Annotated in this window: 14 protein-coding genes; 8 read left to right on the top strand and 6 right to left on the bottom strand. The window is 74.5% G+C overall.

The annotated features are described in order from the left end of the window. Positions 1-6: 6 nt before the first annotated feature. The gene (gene clsA, locus ZF1_RS14155; protein WP_062403017.1) at positions 7-645 is read right to left on the bottom strand and encodes a cardiolipin synthase ClsA; all 639 of its coding nucleotides are present in this window, start codon (positions 643-645) and stop codon (positions 7-9) included. Between the two features lie 189 nt (positions 646-834). Between clsA and ZF1_RS14150 the strand changes: the two genes are divergently transcribed. From ZF1_RS14150 to ZF1_RS14135, 4 genes are all read left to right on the top strand, one after another. After that, positions 835-1,362: an OsmC family protein gene (locus ZF1_RS14150; protein WP_062394956.1), complete on the top strand. Its 528-nt coding sequence runs from the start codon at positions 835-837 to the stop codon at positions 1,360-1,362. A 295-nt stretch (positions 1,363-1,657) separates the two neighbouring features. Next, entirely contained in the window at positions 1,658-2,575 is a 918-nt protein-coding gene (locus ZF1_RS14145; RefSeq protein ID WP_178373818.1) for an MEDS domain-containing protein, read from the top strand. Next, a complete protein-coding gene (locus ZF1_RS14140) occupies positions 2,572-3,522 on the top strand; it encodes an ATP-binding protein (protein WP_482637483.1) in 951 nt (316 codons plus the stop codon). Before ZF1_RS14145 ends, ZF1_RS14140 begins: the two co-directional genes overlap by 4 nt. Positions 3,523-3,739: 217 nt before the next feature. Further along, positions 3,740-4,609, top strand: a complete 870-nt coding sequence (locus ZF1_RS14135; RefSeq protein ID WP_145982953.1) for an AfsR/SARP family transcriptional regulator — start codon at positions 3,740-3,742, stop codon at positions 4,607-4,609. 63 nt (positions 4,610-4,672) lie between these two features. Here the strand turns inward: ZF1_RS14135 and ZF1_RS14130 are convergent, their stop codons facing one another. Then, on the bottom strand, positions 4,673-5,452 hold the full coding sequence (locus tag ZF1_RS14130; RefSeq protein ID WP_062394944.1) for an enoyl-CoA hydratase/isomerase family protein: 780 nt from the start codon (positions 5,450-5,452) through the stop codon (positions 4,673-4,675). Beyond that, the gene (gene fgd / locus ZF1_RS14125; RefSeq protein WP_073574906.1) at positions 5,449-6,453 is read right to left on the bottom strand and encodes a glucose-6-phosphate dehydrogenase (coenzyme-F420); all 1,005 of its coding nucleotides are present in this window, start codon (positions 6,451-6,453) and stop codon (positions 5,449-5,451) included. Before fgd ends, ZF1_RS14130 begins: the two co-directional genes overlap by 4 nt. A 368-nt stretch (positions 6,454-6,821) precedes the next feature. Here fgd and recQ point away from each other — a divergent pair, with 368 nt between their 5' ends. From recQ to ZF1_RS14105, 4 genes are all read left to right on the top strand, one after another. Next, the gene (gene recQ / locus ZF1_RS14120) at positions 6,822-8,648 is read left to right on the top strand and encodes a DNA helicase RecQ (RefSeq protein ID WP_174525563.1); all 1,827 of its coding nucleotides are present in this window, start codon (positions 6,822-6,824) and stop codon (positions 8,646-8,648) included. Then, positions 8,645-9,415, top strand: coding sequence for a gamma-glutamyl-gamma-aminobutyrate hydrolase family protein (locus ZF1_RS14115; protein WP_482637482.1), 771 nt, complete (start codon positions 8,645-8,647; stop codon positions 9,413-9,415). The genes recQ and ZF1_RS14115 overlap by 4 nt, the downstream gene beginning before the upstream one ends. Positions 9,416-9,470: 55 nt before the next feature. Continuing rightward, positions 9,471-10,049: a DinB family protein gene (locus ZF1_RS14110; protein ID WP_226369293.1), complete on the top strand. Its 579-nt coding sequence runs from the start codon at positions 9,471-9,473 to the stop codon at positions 10,047-10,049. A 241-nt stretch (positions 10,050-10,290) separates the two neighbouring features. Then, positions 10,291-11,388, top strand: a complete 1,098-nt coding sequence (locus ZF1_RS14105) for an alpha/beta hydrolase fold domain-containing protein (RefSeq protein ID WP_482637481.1) — start codon at positions 10,291-10,293, stop codon at positions 11,386-11,388. Here the strand turns inward: ZF1_RS14105 and ZF1_RS14100 are convergent. From ZF1_RS14100 to ZF1_RS14090, 3 genes are all read right to left on the bottom strand, one after another. Next, the gene (locus tag ZF1_RS14100) at positions 11,385-13,655 is read right to left on the bottom strand and encodes a HelD family protein (protein WP_357545728.1); all 2,271 of its coding nucleotides are present in this window, start codon (positions 13,653-13,655) and stop codon (positions 11,385-11,387) included. The two genes, ZF1_RS14105 and ZF1_RS14100, sit on opposite strands and share 4 nt — an antisense overlap. A gap of 300 nt (positions 13,656-13,955) precedes the next feature. Then, entirely contained in the window at positions 13,956-16,340 is a 2,385-nt protein-coding gene (locus tag ZF1_RS14095; protein WP_178373824.1) for a glycoside hydrolase family 65 protein, read from the bottom strand. Further along, positions 16,337-17,071 (bottom strand): beta-phosphoglucomutase family hydrolase, encoded by a 735-nt coding sequence (locus ZF1_RS14090; RefSeq protein ID WP_062394933.1) that lies wholly within the window; start codon positions 17,069-17,071, stop codon positions 16,337-16,339. The genes ZF1_RS14095 and ZF1_RS14090 overlap by 4 nt, the downstream gene beginning before the upstream one ends. Between the last annotated feature and the right edge of the window lie 39 nt (positions 17,072-17,110).

Below are 17,110 nucleotides of genomic sequence, written 5' to 3'. Positions count from 1 at the left end.
GGGAGCCTATCCCCCGGCGCCGCCGTGATCGAACCGGGTCGACGGGGCCGGGACGCCCGGCGCCGGGCGCCGCAGCGCCAGCCGGAACTGGGCCAGGTACAGCAGCCCGGACCACAGGTAGAGGGCCACGCCCCAGATGGCGAAGGCGTTCGCGACGACGCCGACCACGGCCTCGGCGGGCGAGGGACCGTCGCCGAGCAGGAGCAGCGGGAAGGCGTAGAGCAGGACGAAGGTGGCGGCCTTGCCGAGGTAGACGACCTCGAAGGGGCCGTAGCCGCGGTGGCGCAGCACGAACACGCAGACGGCGAGGACGACGTCGCGGGCCACCAGCGCGACCACCGCCCACCACGGCACGATGTCGCGCGCGGCCAGCCCGACCAGCGCGGCCAGGATGTAGAGGCGGTCCACGGCCGGGTCGAGCATGGCGCCGAACCGGCTGAACTGGTCCAGGACGCGGGCGAGCTTGCCGTCGAGCCAGTCGGTGAACCCGCCGATCGCCAGCACCGCGACGGCCCAGCCGTCGGCCTCCGGGCCGAGCATCAGCCACAGGAACAGCGGTACCCCGGCGAGGCGCAGCATGCTGAGCGCGTTCGGGACCGTCCAGAGCCGGTCGTCGTCGGTGGGCGGGCCGACGGTGTCGTGCACCGAGTCCCGGACGGTGTCGCGCACCGTGTCCCGGACGGTGTCACGGGCCTCGCGGACCGAGTCGGCGGCCTCGCGGGCGCTGCGGCGCACCGCGGCCGCCCGTCCGGTGTCGCTCTCCCCGCCCACACCGGGCACCCTAGTCGTCGGGTCGGGATGTGCGGGTCGCCCCGTCGGGGTGAGGATGGGGACATGACCGACACCAACATCTCCCTGCGCGACATCCAGGCCCCCCTCAAACAGCAGTACCGCGACGACCCGGAGTCGGCGGTCATCACCCTGAAGGCGGACGGCGAGCTCGGCTCCGGTGTGGCGTGCAAGGTCTCGACCGGCCAGGCGATGGCCGAGGCGGGCCTGCACCCGGCAACCGGTGGCGACGGCACCCAGCTGTGCTCGGGCGACATGCTGCTGGAAGCGCTGGTGGCCTGTGCCGGGGTGACCCTGCGCGCGGTGGCCACCGCGCTGGAGCTCGAGGTGCTCGGCGCCGTGCGCGCCGAGGGCGACCTCGACTTCCGCGGAACCCTCGGCGTCGCGAAGGACGCCCCGGTCGGTTTCCGGGAGATCCGCCTGTCCTTCGACGTCGACATCCGCGACGGCGGCGCGCCCGCCGCCGAGGACAAGGTCGCGACCCTGGTGAAGCTGACCGAGCGGTACTGCGTCGTCCTGCAGACGATCCAGGGCAGCGCGACCACCTCGGTCGCGGTCAACCCGGCCGCCTGACCCGCGGGCAGCACGCCGGAAGGTGACCACCCGGACACCGGGTGCCACCGCCGTCCGGCGTGCACCGGACAGCGCCGAACGGCCGTAGGTCCTGGTCGGACCGGGTCTGTCGATCCCGGTCGCCCGCCGGTGGCGATCCGCTCGTCGCGTGTCACCGTCGGTTCGGCGCCCCACACGCTCCGGGCTCTCCGGTCCCCGCCGGGGGCCTCCGTACGGTTGATCCGTCCAGGAGTTCGTGACGGGGTGTGCCCGGCGCCGCGACGTGCGGCCGCGGGGTGCGCGCGGCAGGTGAGACGTGATCAAACTGGCGGACGCGCTGACGTCCGGCGATCACGTGTGCGCGGTCCCGGACAGTACGGAGCACCTCGGCGAGCTCGCCGCGGCCTACGTCGCGCACGGTCTCGACCGGGGCGAGCGCATCCTCTACTTCGACGACGACGGCGCCGCCGACGTCCTGCTCCGCCGCCTCGTCGAGGACGGCGTCGAGGTGGACGACCCGCTGCGGCACGGCCAGCTCGAGATCCTGCCCGCCGAGCGGACCCGGCGCACCTTCCGCACCCCGCTGTCCGACGTGCACGCCGGGATGTCCGGCGAGGTCGCCCGCTCCCGCGAGCTCGGCTGGAACGGCACCCGGATGACCGGCCAGATGCACTCGGTGCTCGAGGCGGGCGCCGCGGGCACCCTCCCCGAGTACGACGGCCTGCTGGCCCGGCTCGTCCGCGAGAGCGCGGGCGGGCTGACCGCCCTGTGCACCTACGACACCGAGCACTTCCCGGCCGAGCAGATCGACATCATGCGGGCGCTGCACCGCGACCACGTCCCCTGCTCCACCGCCTACGACGACGGCCTGCTGCGGATCGTGCGCCTCGGTACCGGCCACGCCCGGCTGGCGGGCGAGGTCGACCACAGCAACCGCTCGAAGATCACCTCGCTGCTGCACTCGGCACTGGACGCCGCGCTGCGTTCCGCGGACGCCTCCACCGACATCGGCCTGGACCTGGCCTCGGTGCGGTTCGTCGACGTCGCCACCGCGGTCGCGCTGGTGCACGCCGCCGAGGGCTTCCCGGCCACCCACCGCCTGGTGCTGCACCGGGTCCGGCCGCGGGTGCTGCGTGTGCTCGAACGCTGCGGCGCGGCCTTCTCCCCCCAGCTCGTGTTCGACGACCGTCCGCCGGCCCCCGAGGTCGTGCACCCGGGAGGACAGCTCCGGTGAAGGTCAACGCCGCGCCCCGCCCGCCCGGCTTCCGGCACGCCCTCGTGCACGCCGACGACCCGGTCGAGCTGCTCGCCACCGTCGCCCCCGCCGCCCGGGCCGCGGCGCGGGACACCGGCGCCCGGGTCGCGGTGGACCTGCCCGCACCGCTGGAGCAGGCGCTGCACGACGAGCTCGGCGACGAGGTCGAGCTCGGCAGGCTCACCTCGCTGACCAGCTCGGCCCGGGAGTCCGGACAGACCGTCGCCGCCTGGCGGGCCCGGGAGCTGCGGGCGCTGACCTCCTCGGGCCGCCCGGTGTTCGTGGTGAGCGCGCACGACCCGGACCTCGACGGCGTCGACGGCGGTTTCTGGGTCGAGCTGGAGGCCGCGCTCAACATCTCCCTCGCCGGGCTACCGGTCCTGCAGGTGTGCGCCTACCCACGGCTGCCGCTGCACGGCGCGGTCGGCGAGTCGGCGGTGGTCAACCACCCGCTGCGGCTGCACGCGTCCGGGCTCACCGAGAACCCGCGGCACCGCCCGCCCGCCGAGGCGCTCGCGGCCCTGCCGATCGCGCCGCCACACCTGCTCGGACCGCCGGACGTCACGTTGTCCTACAACACCTTCGAGCTGTCCCGGGTGCGCGACGCCGTCGAGGAGGCCGCCCGGGTGTGCCGGTTCGACACCGCGCGCGGCGAGGACATGGTGCAGGCGGTCAACGAGGTCGCCACCAACGCGGTCGAGCACGGCTCCCCGGAGGCGGGGCTGTCGGTGTGGGCGCGCGACGGGGAGCTGGTCTGCGAGGTGCAGGACAGCGGCGCGATCGCGCTGCCGCTGATCGGGCTCGCGCCGCCGCACCCGTCGCAGGCACGGGGGCGCGGGACCTGGATCGCCCGGCAGCTCTGCGACAGCCTGCACGTGTGGCGTGCCCCGGACGGGACCCACGTCCGGCTGCTCTCCCGGGCCTGACGCAGATCTCACAATCCGGCCGTACCCGGATCTCACACCGTGGGCACTGCTGGGCTATCCTCGTCCCACGACACCACACGGAGACGCCGCCCGCCGTCCGTGTCGGTGCGGTTCCGTCGTGCTCGCTCCGCGATCCGAGGCCTCCCGCCCGGCGCGCCCCGGCTCGGTACGGAGCCGATCGCGGGCCGCACGTCACGACCGATCCGGGGAAACGGCCATGTCCGACGATCACTGTCGATCCAGTGAGCAGAGCACTCCCACCTCCACCCCGCACGTGCGGGTGCTGGGCTCGTTCGGGCTGCGCGCGGGTGATCGCGCCGTCCCGCTGCCGGTCGACTCCCGTCGCCTGGTCGCCTACCTCGCCGTCCACCGGCGGCCGCAGCCGACCGCGGCGCTCGCCGCGACGCTGTGGCCCGGGGTCGGTCCCGTCCCCGCGGCCCGGCTGCTCGACGAGGCCGTGGCCGGCGTCGACGTACCGGGCCTGCTCGACGCCGACCACCTCGGTCGGCTGCAGCTCGGTGACGACGTGGTCGTCGATCTCACCGAGGCCATGCTGTTGATCCGCGGGCTGTCCGCGCCCAGCATGCTGCGCACCGTCCGTGAGATCGGCGCGCCGGAGACCGCGCTGCTGGAGGCCGACATCCTCCCGTCGTGGACCGCGGCATGGATCGCCGTGGAGCGCGAACGGTTCCGCCAGCTGCGCCTGTCCGCCCTGGAAGGACTGGCCGGCACGCTCACCGCCGCCGACCGGCACGACGACGCCGTCGCCGTCGCGCGCCGGGCCGTCGCCACCGCGCCGAGTCGCGAGCGGTCGCGCCGTGCCCTGGTCGAGGCCCTGCTCGCCGGCGGGCACGTCGCCGACGCGCTCGCCGAGTACGAGGAGTTCCAGCGGCTGCTCCGCAACAGCGTCGGCGCCACCCCGGACTCCGAGCTGGACCGCCTGCTCGCCCCGCTCGACGCGGGCTGGCCGCTCGGCCCGGGCCTGCACCGCCCGGCCCGGCGCTTCGCCGTGGGCATGCCCGGCACCGCCCGCGGCCCGCAGCGCTCACGCCGGGTCGTCGCGGGGAGCCCGGCCAGCGGGCGCTGACCGCTCACACCGACGACGAGGGGGCGCGACCGTCCGGTCGCGCCCCCTCGTCGTGTGCGGTGGTCAGTGGAACTGCGGACGGCGCTTCTCGCCGAACGCGGCGAGACCCTCGGCCCCCTCCGGCCCCGCGGCGCAGGTCGCGATGGAGTCCGCCTCCGCCGCCAGCTGCTCGTCGAGCCCCCGGTCCCAGGTCGCGGTCAGGAGCCCGCGGATGCGGCCCAGCGCGGCCGTCGGTCCCTGGGCGAGCCGGTGCGCGACCGCGGCGGCCTCGTCGGCCACCCGGTCGTCGTCGACGACGGAGGCGAGCAGGCCCAGTTGGGCCAGCGTCTCGGCCTCGAGGACCTCGTCGGTGAGCAGGACCCGCCGCGCCCGCGCGGCGCCGATCAGCCGCGGCAGCGTCCAGGTCATTCCGCCGTCCGGGGAGAACCCGATGCCGGGGTAGGCCGGGCGCATCCGGGTCGAGGTCCCGCCGACGGCGAGGTCGCAGGCCAGCGCGATGCTCATTCCCGCACCGGCGGCCCAGCCCGGCACCGCCGCGATCGTGGGCACCGGGGAGGCGGCCAGCGGGCGCAGCATGGAGTGGAAGGTGTCGGCGAGGCCGTGCACGTAGGCGTAGCGGTCCTCGGCCCCGGCGAAGGCTCGCACGTCACCGCCGGTGCAGAAGTTCTCGCCGTCGCCGTGCACCAGCACCGCTCCGGTCTCGGCCGGGTCGAGCGCCAGCAGCGCCTCGGTGACCTCGGCCATGGCGGGCCCGTCGAGGGTGCCGTGCCGGCCGGTGGAGACCCGGCAGCGCAGCACCCGTCCGTCGCGGGTGACGGCGGGAGCGCTCGTCGCGGCGCTCACGCGAGCGCCCGCAGCTTCGGCGCGACGTCCTCGGTGAACTGCGTCAGGAACCGGCGCTGGTCGTGGCCCGGTCCGTGCACCACGAGGTGGTTCAGGCCCGCGTCGAGGTAGGGCTTGATCTGTTCGACGGCCTCGTCGGGGTCCGACGCGACGATCCAGCGCTTCACCACCTGCTCGATCGGCAGCTCGTCGGCCAGGCGCTCCATCTCCTGCGAGGAGTCGACGGAGTTCTTCTGGTCGGCGGTCAGCGACAGCGGCGCCCAGAACCGGGTGTTCTCCCGCGCGGCGTCGGGGTCCCGGTCGTAGCTGATCTTGATCTCGATCATCTTGTCGATGGCGCCTGCGTCGCGGTCGGCCTTGCCCGCGCCCTCCTCGACCCCCGGGAGGAGCTTGTCGGTGTAGAGGTCCATGCCCTTGCCGGAGGTGCAGATGAACCCGTCGCCGAACCGGCCGGCGAACCGGGCGACCATCGGGCCCCCCGCGGCGACGTAGATCGGCACCGGCTGCTCCGGCCGGTCGTAGATCATGGCGTCGACGAAGGTGTAGTACTCGCCCTCGATGCTGACCGACTCCTCGGTCCACAGCGCCCGCATCATCTTCACGGCCTCGCGCAGCCGGGCGAAGCGCTCCTTGAACTCGGGCCACTCCCGCCCGGACACCGCGATCTCGTTGAGCGCCTCGCCGGTGCCGACGCCGAGTGCGACCCGGTTGCCGGTGAGCAGCGCCATCGTGGCGAACTCCTGGGCCAGCACCGCCGGGTTGTAGCGGAACGTGGGGGTGAGCACGGAGGTGCCGATCTGCACCCGCTTCGTGCGCTCCCCCACCGCCGCCATCCAGGGCAGTGCGGCCGGGGCGTGCCCGCCCTCGTGCCGCCACGGCAGGAAGTGGTCCGACGCCCAGACGCTGTCGAGCCCGAGCTCCTCGGCCAGCACCGCGTACTCGACGAGGTCGCGGGGGCCGAACTGCTCGGCCGACGCCTTGTACCCGATCTTCAGATCCACGGATCCGTCCTTCTCGCGTGATCGCCCGGCGCCCGGTCTGCGAACGCCGCTGGTCCTGCAGGTCTTGCTACACCCCGGGGCCGTCCGGCGCAGCACCGCGGCGCCCGCGACACACGGGCGGTGACCGGGGCCACGCCGCGCCCGGGCCCGGGCGCGGTCGGCGGTGCCGCGAGGTGAGTGCCGGGCGGGGCGCACGCGGCGGGGCTCGTACGATCGACGACGTGTTCGACGCCTCCGACCCGGACGAGATCCCGCTCCCGCCCGAACCCGAGGACGACTACGGCGACGAACCCCCACCGGAGGACGCCTGGGCCGCCGCTCCCGCCGGGCCGGGCCGGCTGCCGGAGCCGGAGCCGGTCCCGGAGCGGGTGCACAGCAGCGACCCGCACGAGATCCTGCGCCGCGTCTTCGGCTACGACGCGTTCCGCGGCGAGCAGCAGGCGATCGTCGAGCAGGTCACCGGCGGCGGGGACGCGCTGGTGCTCATGCCGACCGGTGGCGGCAAGTCGCTCTGCTACCAGGTACCGGCGCTGGCCCGGCCGGGCACCGGGGTCGTGGTGTCGCCGCTGATCGCACTGATGCAGGACCAGGTCGACGCGCTGCGCGCGCTCGGGGTGCGGGCCGGGTTCCTCAACTCCACCCAGGACGCCGACGAGCGCCGCCTCACCGAGCAGGAGTTCCTCGCGGGCGAGCTGGACCTGCTCTACCTCGCCCCGGAGCGGCTGCGTGTCGAGGCCACCGTGCGGCTGCTCGAACGCGGCCGGATCGCCCTGTTCGCGATCGACGAGGCGCACTGCGTCGCGCAGTGGGGGCACGACTTCCGGCCCGACTACCTGCTGCTCTCCGAGCTGCCGAAGCGCTGGCCGGACGTCCCGCGGATCGCACTGACCGCGACCGCGACCGACGCGACCCGCACCGAGATCGCGCAGCGTCTGGAGCTGACCGGGGCTCAGGCCTTCGTCGCGAGCTTCGACCGGCCCAACATCCAGTACCGGATCGTCGCGAAGAACGAGCCGCGCCGTCAGCTGCTGGAGCTGCTGCGCTCCGAGCACGCCGGGGACGCGGGGATCGTCTACTGCCTGTCGCGCAGGTCGGTCGAGCAGACCGCGGAGTTCCTCACCGCGCAGGGGATCCGGGCACTGCCGTACCACGCGGGGCTCGACGCGTCGGTGCGCCGGGAGAACCAGTCCCGGTTCCTGCGCGAGGACGGCCTGGTCATGTGCGCGACGATCGCGTTCGGCATGGGCATCGACAAGCCCGACGTCCGCTTCGTCGCCCACCTCGACCTCCCGAAGTCCGTGGAGGGCTACTACCAGGAGACCGGGCGGGCCGGCCGCGACGGCGAGCCGTCGACGGCGTGGCTGGCCTACGGGCTCGCCGACGTCGTCCAGCAGCGCAAGATGATCGACGACGGCGAGGGCGACGCCGCGCACAAGCGGCGCCTGGCCCAGCACCTGGACGCGATGCTCGCGCTGTGCGAGACCACCGAGTGCCGCCGGGCGCAGCTGCTGCGCTACTTCGGGCAGAAGCCCGCTGCCCAGCGGTGCGGGAACTGCGACACGTGTCTGACGCCGGTGTCGTCGTGGGACGGCACGGTCGCGGCGCAGAAGGTGCTGTCGACGGTGTGGCGGCTGAAGAAGGAGCGCAACCAGGAGTTCGGCGCCGGGCAGGTCGTCGACATCCTGCTGGGCAAGCGCACCCCGAAGGTCGACCAGCACCGCCACCACGAGCTGTCGGTGTTCGGCGTCGGGACCGAGCTGACCGACGTCGCGTGGCGCAACGTCCTGCGCCAGCTCGTCGCGCGCGGGCTGCTGACCGTCGGCGGGAACTACTCGACGCTGCGGTTCACCGACGAGTCCCCGGCCGCGATGCGTGGCGAGCAGAAGGTCATGCTGCGCTCCGAGCCGGAACGCGCGGCGCGGTCGTCGCGGTCGCGGGGCGGGTCGAAGCAGGCCGTGGAGATGCCGGCCGAGCTCGCGCCGGTGTTCGAGCGGCTCCGGGCATGGCGGGCGGCGACGGCGAAGGAGCAGGGCGTCCCCGCCTACGTGATCTTCCACGACGCGACGCTGCGTGAGATCGCGACGCGGTCCCCCGCCGACCGGGCCGCGCTGGGCACGATCTCCGGGATCGGCGAGGGCAAGCTCGCGCGCTACGGCGACCAGGTGATCGACGTGCTGCACGGGGCCGACTCGTGACGCGCCCGCTCATCGGCATCAGCTGCTACAGCGAGCGGGCCGACTACTGGATCATGCGCGACGACGACGTCGTGCTGGTCCCCCGCACCTACGTCGAGATGGTGCTGGCCGCGGGCGGCGTCCCGGTGCTGCTCGCCCCGGTGGACGGCGCCGAGGAGGCCGTCGACGCCCTCGACGGGCTCCTCCTCATCGGCGGCCAGGACGTCGACCCGGCCCGCTACGGACAGGTGGCCGGCGCGCACACCGACACACCGCGCACCGGGCGTGACGCCGCCGACGTGGCGGCGCTGCACCGGGCGCTCGGCCGCGGGATCCCGGTGCTGGGCGTGTGCCGCGGGCTGCAGCTGCTCAACGTGGCGCTCGGCGGGACGCTGCACCAGCACCTGCCCGACGTGGTCGGTGCACAGGTCGCCGGAGCGCACTCGGCCGGACCGGGGGTGTACGCGCCGGTGCCGGTGCTGACCGAGCCGGGGACCCGGGCCGCGGAGATCCTGGGGCCGGGCCCGGTGACGGTGCGCTGTCACCACCACCAGGGGGTGGACCGCGTCGCCCCCGGGCTGCGGGTGTCCGCCCGCGCCGGGGACGTCGTCGAGGCGCTGGAGTGGAGCGACCCGTCGGGCCCCGGCGGTGCCGACGCGCCCTGGGTGGTCGGTGTCCAGTCCCATCCGGAGCGCGACGCCGAGGACCTGCGCCTGGCCGGTGCCCTGGTCGCCGCCGCCACGCGGGCCCGCAGCCGCGCCTTCCGCCCGGTCCGCCTCGCCGGCTGACCCGGATCCGCACGCGGGCAGTCGGTGTCCGCGATCGGGGCCAGACTGTGAGGTCATGACGGAGATGGGGACGAGGACGGGTGTCGACTGGAACGGCGAGCTGCTCGCGCAGCTGACGTTCCACTGGGAGACCGCACTGCGCCCGCGGCTGGCCGGGCTCACCGACGACGAGTACCACTGGGAGCCGGTGCCCGGCTGCTGGGGCGTGCGCCGCCGCGGGGAGTCGGTGACCCCGCCGGGTGCCGGGTCCGGCGACTGGGTGATCGACTTCGCGTTCCCGACGCCGGAGCCGCCGCCGGTCACGACGATCGCGTGGCGGTTCGGGCACCTCCTGGTCGGGGTGTTCGCGATGCGCTCGCACTCCCATTTCGGCGGGCCGGCCGTCGACTACGGCTCCTACGCCTACCCCGGTACCGCGGCGGCGGCGCTCGACGCACTCGACGCCGAGTACGCCCGCTGGACCGCCGGGGTCGCCGCGCTCGGCGCCGAGGGCCTCGCCCGGCCGTGCGGACCGGCCGAGGGCCCCTACGCCGACGCGCCGCTGGCCACCCTGGTGCTGCACATCCACCGGGAGGCCATCCACCACGGGGCGGAGATCGCGCTGCTGCGGGACCTCTACCGCGCCCGCGGCTGAACACCCCGTCGACCGGAGCGCCTACTCTGTCGCACAACGAGATCCGGTGCGACGGACGACGGGGGCCCGCAGTGGGACAGGACACGGCGACGGGGCGGACGACGGCGGGACCGGTCACACGGTCGGGTCCACTGCGCGGGGGCGGTGCTGCTCGCCGCCCTGCTCGGTCTGCTGGCCGTCGTCGTGCTGGTCTGGACCGTCCTCGCCCAGGCGCTCGCGCTGGCCCCCGGTCGGCTGGTGGGTGCCGCTGCTGCAGGACGTGACGTCGCAGGGGCTGCTGCTCGTGCTGGGCTCGCTGCGCGACGGCCTCGGCGTGTGGAACGTCGTCCTGGCCCTGGTCGGGGTGGCGGCCGCCGTCGGGGTGCGGGCGCTGTGGCGGCGCCGTCGGGCCGGCTCGGTGCTGATCGGCCTCACGGTGGCCGCCACGCTGATGGCCACGGGAACGTACACGGCGCTCGTGGTGACCGTCGCCCGCGACGGCGGCGGGCTGCACCCGTTCCTGCCGGTCTCGCCCGTCCCGGTCGCCGCGCCCGGGCCTGACCGCACCGTCGAGTTCGGTGCTCCGGGCGGGACCCCCCTGCTCGCGGACCTCTACCTGCCCCGGCCCGGCGGCGGCCCGGCGCCGGTGTTGGTGCGGGTGCACGGCGGCGGCTTCGTGCAGGGCTCGCGGGGCCCGTCGCCGTACAACCGGTTCCTCGCCGACAACGGGTACGCCGTCGTCGACGTCGACTACCGGCTCGCGACCGAAGAGCTGCACGACTGGGACACCCAGGTCGGCGACGTCGGCTGCGCGCTCACCTGGGTCGGCACCGCCGGCCCGGGGCTCGGGCTGGACACCTCGCGGGTCGGGATCTTCGGCGAGTCGGCAGGCGGCAACCTCGCGGTCGACGCCGCCTACCTCGACCGCGCGGGGGCCCTGGCCCCGACGTGCGGTGACCTCGCCGCGCTGCCCCGGGTGCGGGCGGTCGCCGGGATGTACCCGGCGGTCGACCTGACCGCCACCGAGCCGTTCTCCGCGATCGGGCGCCAGGTCGGGGCGGCCTACATCGGCGGGTCGCCGGAGCAGTTCCCGCAGCGCTACGCGTTCACCGACTCGATCACCCACGCCCGGCCCGACTCGCCGCCGACGCTGGTCGTGCAGGGCTCGGCGGACCACCTCGTCCCGGCGGCGCCGGTGGCCCGTTTCGCCGCCGCGACCGACGAGCTCGGCATCCCGACCCGCTACCTGCAGCTTCCCGGGCTCGAGCACGGCGCCGGGGACGGGCTCGGCACCGTCACCCCGGGCACCGAGCTGCAGCGCGCGGCCCTGCTGTCCTGGTTCGACCGCTGGGTGCGCTAGGCGCGCCCGATCCGCTTGAGCACCGGGGGCAGGTCCCCGGAGTGGAGCACCCCGAGCCGCTGGGTGGCCCGGGTGATCGCGACGTAGAGGTCGTTGAGCCCGCGCGGGGACTCGTCGAGCATCTCCTGCGGCTCCACCACGACGACGGCGTCGAACTCCAGGCCCTTCGACGCCGCGACCGGCAGCACGACGACCGGCGCGTCCAGCTCGGACTCGCCCTCGGCGGGCTCGGGGGTGGTGAGCCCGGCGGCGTCGAGGACGGCGCGGACCCGGTCCAGGCGGCCCTGCGGCGTGAGGACGACGGTGCGCCCGTCCCCGACGGCGTCGCGCTCGGCGCGCACGCGCTCGGCCAGGACCCGGTCGCCGTCGGCCCCGGCGGGCAGCACCGCCGCCCACGGCGGCACCCCGGTCGAGCGCACCGACGACGGCGGCCGCAGCGAGGCGTCGATCTCGGCCAGCACGTCATCGGCGACGTCGGCGATCTCCGAGGGCGTCCGGTAGTTCACCGTCAGCTGCTCCAGGCGCCAGCGGCGTGCCACGAACGGTGACAGGACCTCGTCCCACGAGCCCGCGCCGCCGCGGTCACCGGTCTGGGCGATGTCCCCGACGAGGGTCATCGACCGGGCGGGGGCGCGACGCATGACCATCCGCCAGGCCATCGCCGACAGCTCCTGCGCCTCGTCGACGATGATGTGGCCGTAGGTCCACTCACGGTCCGCGGCCGCCCGCTCGGCGGTGGAGTCGTAGCGGGAGACCTGCATGCGCTCGGCGAGCCTGTCGGCGTCGATGATGTCGGTGGCGCGCAGCAGCTCGGGGTCGAGGTCCTCCTCCAGGTCGAGCACGTCGAGCACGCCCTGGGCGTACTCGACCTCCTCGCGCAGCGCCGCGGCCTCTGCGGCGGCCTGGGCGGCGCCGTCGTCTCCGAGCAGTTCGGCGGCCTCGTCGAGCAGGGCGACGTCGGCCGGGGTCCAGCGCAGGTCCGGGGGCACGTCGGCGTCGGGCGCCGCGCGCTCCAGCAGGGCCCGCTCGGGCGCCGGGATCCGCCGGGCCACCGAGTTGAGCCGGCGACGATCGGCGAACAGGTCGGTGAGCAGCTGCTCGGGCGACAGCGTCGGCCAGAGCTCCTCGAGCTGCGTCGCGACCTCGGCGGACTCGGCGAGCTCGTCGCGGATGTCGTCGACGTCGCGCCGGTCCAGCAGGCCGGACTCGCCGCCGCCGACGCGACGGGCGACCTGCTGGGCGAGCAGCCGCAGCAGCTCCTTGCGGAAGATGCGACGGGCCTCGTTGTGCGGCTTGCGGGAGCGCCGGGCCCGGGTGCGGGCCTGGGCGACCGTGTCCCGGTCGAGGACGACCCGCTGCTGCTCCACGACGAGCTCGACCGGGGTCCGCGGCAGCTGCTGCCGGTCGCGCACCGCCGCGGCGATCACCGGCGCCATGTCGGCGCGGCCCTTCAGCTCGGCCGTCGCCGGGGTCTCGGTGCGTCGCGCGTCCAGGCCGGGGAACAGCTGGGCGACGGTGCCGAGCACGACGCTGGTCTCCCCCAGCGAGGGCAGGACCTGGCCGATGTAGCGCAGGAACGTCGGGTTCGGCCCGACGACGAGCACGCCGCGCCGGGCGAGCCGGTCACGGTGGGTGTAGAGCAGGTAGGCCGCGCGGTGCAGCGCCACCGCCGTCTTCCCGGTGCCGGGCCCGCCCTGCACGACCAGCACCCCGGACGGCTTCGACCGGATGATCCGGTCCTGCTCGCCCTGGATGGTGGCGACGATGTCGCCCATCCGCCCGGTACGGGCCGAGGACACCGCCGCCAGCAGCGCGGCCTCGCTGGTGAGCCCCGAACCCGAGCGGGCCCGCTCCGCCTCGGTCATCTCGGCCAGGTTGAGCGGCTCGTCGTCGACCGCGACGACCTGCCGCAGCCGGGTCCGCAGGTGCCTGCGCCGCCGCATCCCCTCGGGGTTCGCGGCGGTGGCGGTGTAGAACGGCCGGGCGGCGGGTGCCCGCCAGTCCATCAGCAGGGGCTCGTACTCGTTGTCCTCGTCGAGCAGGCCGATGCGGCCGACGTAGCGGATCTCGCCGTCGTCGGCGTCGAGCCGGCCGAAGGCCAGCCCGTGCTCGGCGGCACGCAGACCGGCGAGCCGGTCGGTGAGCATCTCCGCGGCGGCGTCGCGCTGGGTGATGGCCTGCGGGGTGCCGACGGTCTCCTCGCGCAGCGTGTCGGCCAGCCGGCGTGCGGTGTCGCGACGGCGGTCCTCGAGCTGTTCGTAGAGCATGGCCACGTAGGACTGTTCGTGGGCCAGCTCCGGGTCGACCGGCGCGGCGGGGTCGGCCGCGGCAGCCGGGGAGCCGGCAGCGGAAGTGGGTTCGGGCACGGCGCGGGGATCCTCCACCGGGGGGACGTACACGACACGTCCGCGCGGTGGCAGGACGAGCCTGTCGCCGACGGAGCGACTGACCAGGCTACCAGTGGTGCACGACCATCCGGTGAACGACGGACCGGGCATCGGACCGCTGCGGGGACGGCGGCGGGATGCGCCGTCCCCCGCCGTCCTGCACGGTCCGGCCCGGCGCGGTCAGCCGCGGACCCGCGGGGCCCGTCCGTGGGGCTGTTCCACCGGCTCCACCCACTCCGGGGTGGGGGTCGGAGCGGTGGCCGGGCCCTCGTCGTCGAGCGCGATGGGCTCGCCGTGGTGGCGCAGCCGCATCGGGGCGCCGTCGGTGAGCCGGTACTCGGTCTCCTCGGGGGTGATCGAGACCCGGATCCGGCGTCCCTGCCACTTCAGGCCGAACGAGATCCGCGACAGCGACGCCGGGAGCACCGGTGCGAACGACAGCCCGTCGGCCTCGCAGCGCATCCCGCCGAAGCCCAGCACGACCGCGGTCCAGGTCCCGGCCATCGACGCGATGTGCATGCCGTGGTCGGTGTTGCCCGCCAGGTCCTGCAGGTCCACCAGGGCGGCCTCGGCGAGGTACTGGTGGGCCAGCTCCAGGTGCCCGGTACGGGCGGCCATCACCGACTGGGTGCACGCCGACAGCGACGAGTCCCGCACCGTGATCGCCTCGTAGTAGGCGAAGTTGCGGCGCTTCTGCTCCTCGGTGAACGCCTCCGGGAAGATCTGCATCGCCAGCACGAGGTCGGCCTGCTTGATGACCTGCTTGCGGTACAGGTCGAAGTAGGGGTAGTTCAGCAGCAGCGGGTACCGCTCGGCCGGGGTCTCCTCGAAGTTCCACCGCTGGTGGTCGGTGAAGCCCTCGGACTGCGGGTGCACGCCGAGGCGCTCGTCGAACGGGATGAACATGGCGCCGGCGGCGTCGCGCCAGGACGCGATCTCCTCGGAGTCCACCCCGAGCCGTGACGCCGAGCGCGGGTGCTTCGCGGCGACCTCGGCGGCGTAGCGCAGGTTCTGCTGGGCCATCAGGTTGGTGTAGACGTTGTTGTCCGCGATCGAGGAGTACTCGTCGGGGCCGGTGACGCCGTCGATGCGGAAGTTGCCCGCCGAGTCGTGGCTGCCCAGCGAGCGCCACAGCCGCGCGGTCGCGACCAGCAGCTCCAGCCCGACCTCCAGCTCGAACTTGGTGTCGCCGGTGGCGTGCACGTGCCGCTTCACCGCGTCGGCGATGTCGGCGTTGATGTGGAACGCCGCGGTGCCCGCCGGCCAGTAGCCGGAGCACTCGTGGCCGCGGATGGTGCGCCACGGGAACGCGGCACCCTTCAGGCCGAGTGTCTCGGCGCGCTCGAAGGCCAGCGGCAGGATCGACTTGCGCCAGCGCAGCGCGTCCGCGGCGGCCTCCGGGGCGACGAAGGACAGCACCTGCAGGCAGAACGTCTCGGTGTCCCAGAAGGTGTGGCCGTCGTAGCCGTCGGCGGTCAGCCCCTTGGCCGGGATGCAGCGGCGCTCGGCGCGGGCGCCGGCCTGCAGGATGTGGAAGGTCGCCAGCCGCACGGCCTGCTGCAGCTCGGCGTCGCCGTCGATCTCGACGTCGGCGGTGGCCCAGAAGTCGTCGAGGTAGTCGCGCTGCTCGGCGACCAGGCCGTCCCAGCCGGTGTAGCGGGCGGCGGCGATGGCGGCGCGCACCTGGTCGTAGACGGCGGGCAGGCTGCGCCGCGAGGACCAGCCGTAGGCGAGGTACTTGACCACGCGCAGCGACTGGCCGGGCTTGACCCGGGCGATGACGGTGGTGCGGGCGAGGTCCTCGTTGGCGTCGGTGGACACCTGGACGCCGTCCGGGCCGAACACCTCGTGCTCCATCGCCGCGCCGCAGCGCAGCTCCGACTTGCGGGTGCGGTGCACCAGGGTGGCCCCGGCGTCGCCGGCGCGGGACTGCTCGGGCTCCAGCACGTTGTCCAGCGCGGTGTCCAGGCGCGGGTCGTCGGCGTCGCGGCCGGGCAGCTGCTCGTTGGCGACGAGCTCGGACTGCAGCACCAGCAGCGCGCCGTCCCCGGCCGCGCCGCTGCCCTCGTTGCCGTTGCTGACCAGCTCCACCTCGTAGGAGATCGCGGCGACCGCGCGCTGGGTCAGCGACACCATGCGGGTGGAGCGGACCCGGACCCGGCGCCCGGCCGGGGACTCCCACTCGACCTCGCGGTGCAGCGTGCCGGCCTGCATGTCCAGCACCCGCTCGTGCCGGTGCAGGGTGCCGTAGCGCAGGTCGAACGGCTCGTCGTCGACCAGCAGCCGGATCAGCTTGCCGTTGGTCGTGTTGATGATCGTCTGCCCGGACTCGGGGTAGCCGTAGCCGCCCTCGGCGTACGGCAGCGGACGCACCTCGTAGAAGGAGTTCAGGTAGGTGCCGGGCAGGACGTGCGGCTCACCCTCGTCGAGGTTGCCGCGCAGCCCGATGTGGCCGTTGGACAGCGCGAAGACCGACTCGGTCTGGCCCATCGCGTCCAGGTCGAGACGCGGTTCGCGGACCACCCACGGCTCGACGGTGAAGGTGGGCAGGTGGTCGGGCTTCACGAACGCTCCAGCAGGTCGGCGAGATCGGTGACGACGACGTCCGCGCCGTGCTCACGCAGCGCGTCCGCCTGGTCGAGACGGTCGACGCCGACGACGGCGCCGAAGTCCCCCGCGTGGCCGGCCTGCACGCCGGCCAGCGCGTCCTCGAACACGACCGCGGCGGACCGGTCCACCCCGAGGTCGGCCGCGGCGGCGAGGAAGGTGTCGGGAGCGGGCTTGCCGGGCAGGCCGCGCTCGCGGGCGGTGACGCCGTCGACGCGGTGGTCGATGAAGGTCTCCAGCCCGGTGACCCGGAGGATCTGCTCCGCGTTCGCGCTGGAGGACACGACGGCGGTGGTGAGCCCGGCGTCCTTCACCGCCTCCAGGTAACGGCGCGACCCCGGGTAGACCTCGACGCCGTCGGTGCGGATCCGCTCCTGCACGAGGTCGTTCTTGCGGGTCGACAGGCCCCACAGGGTCCCGGTGTCCGCGGAGTCGTCCGGGGACCCCTCGGGCAGCTCGATCCCGCGCGAGGCGAGGAAGCTGCGGGTCCCCTCGAGACGGGGCTTCCCGTCCACGTACGGACCGTAGTCGGCGTTGACGTCGAACGGGGTGTACCCGTCACCGTCGCGGGAACGGAGGTACTCGTCGAACATCTGCTTCCACGCCGCGGCGTGGACGCTCGCGGTGTCGGTGAGTACGCCGTCCAGGTCGAACAGGCACGCGCGTGTGCCCTCGGGCAGCCCCAGCATGGCGCGCACGCTATCCGGATCGATGAAGGTCCGTCGCCC

Source organism: Pseudonocardia sp. ZF1 (genome assembly GCF_056835605.1).
This window is presented reverse-complemented; position numbering and strand designations above follow the sequence as displayed.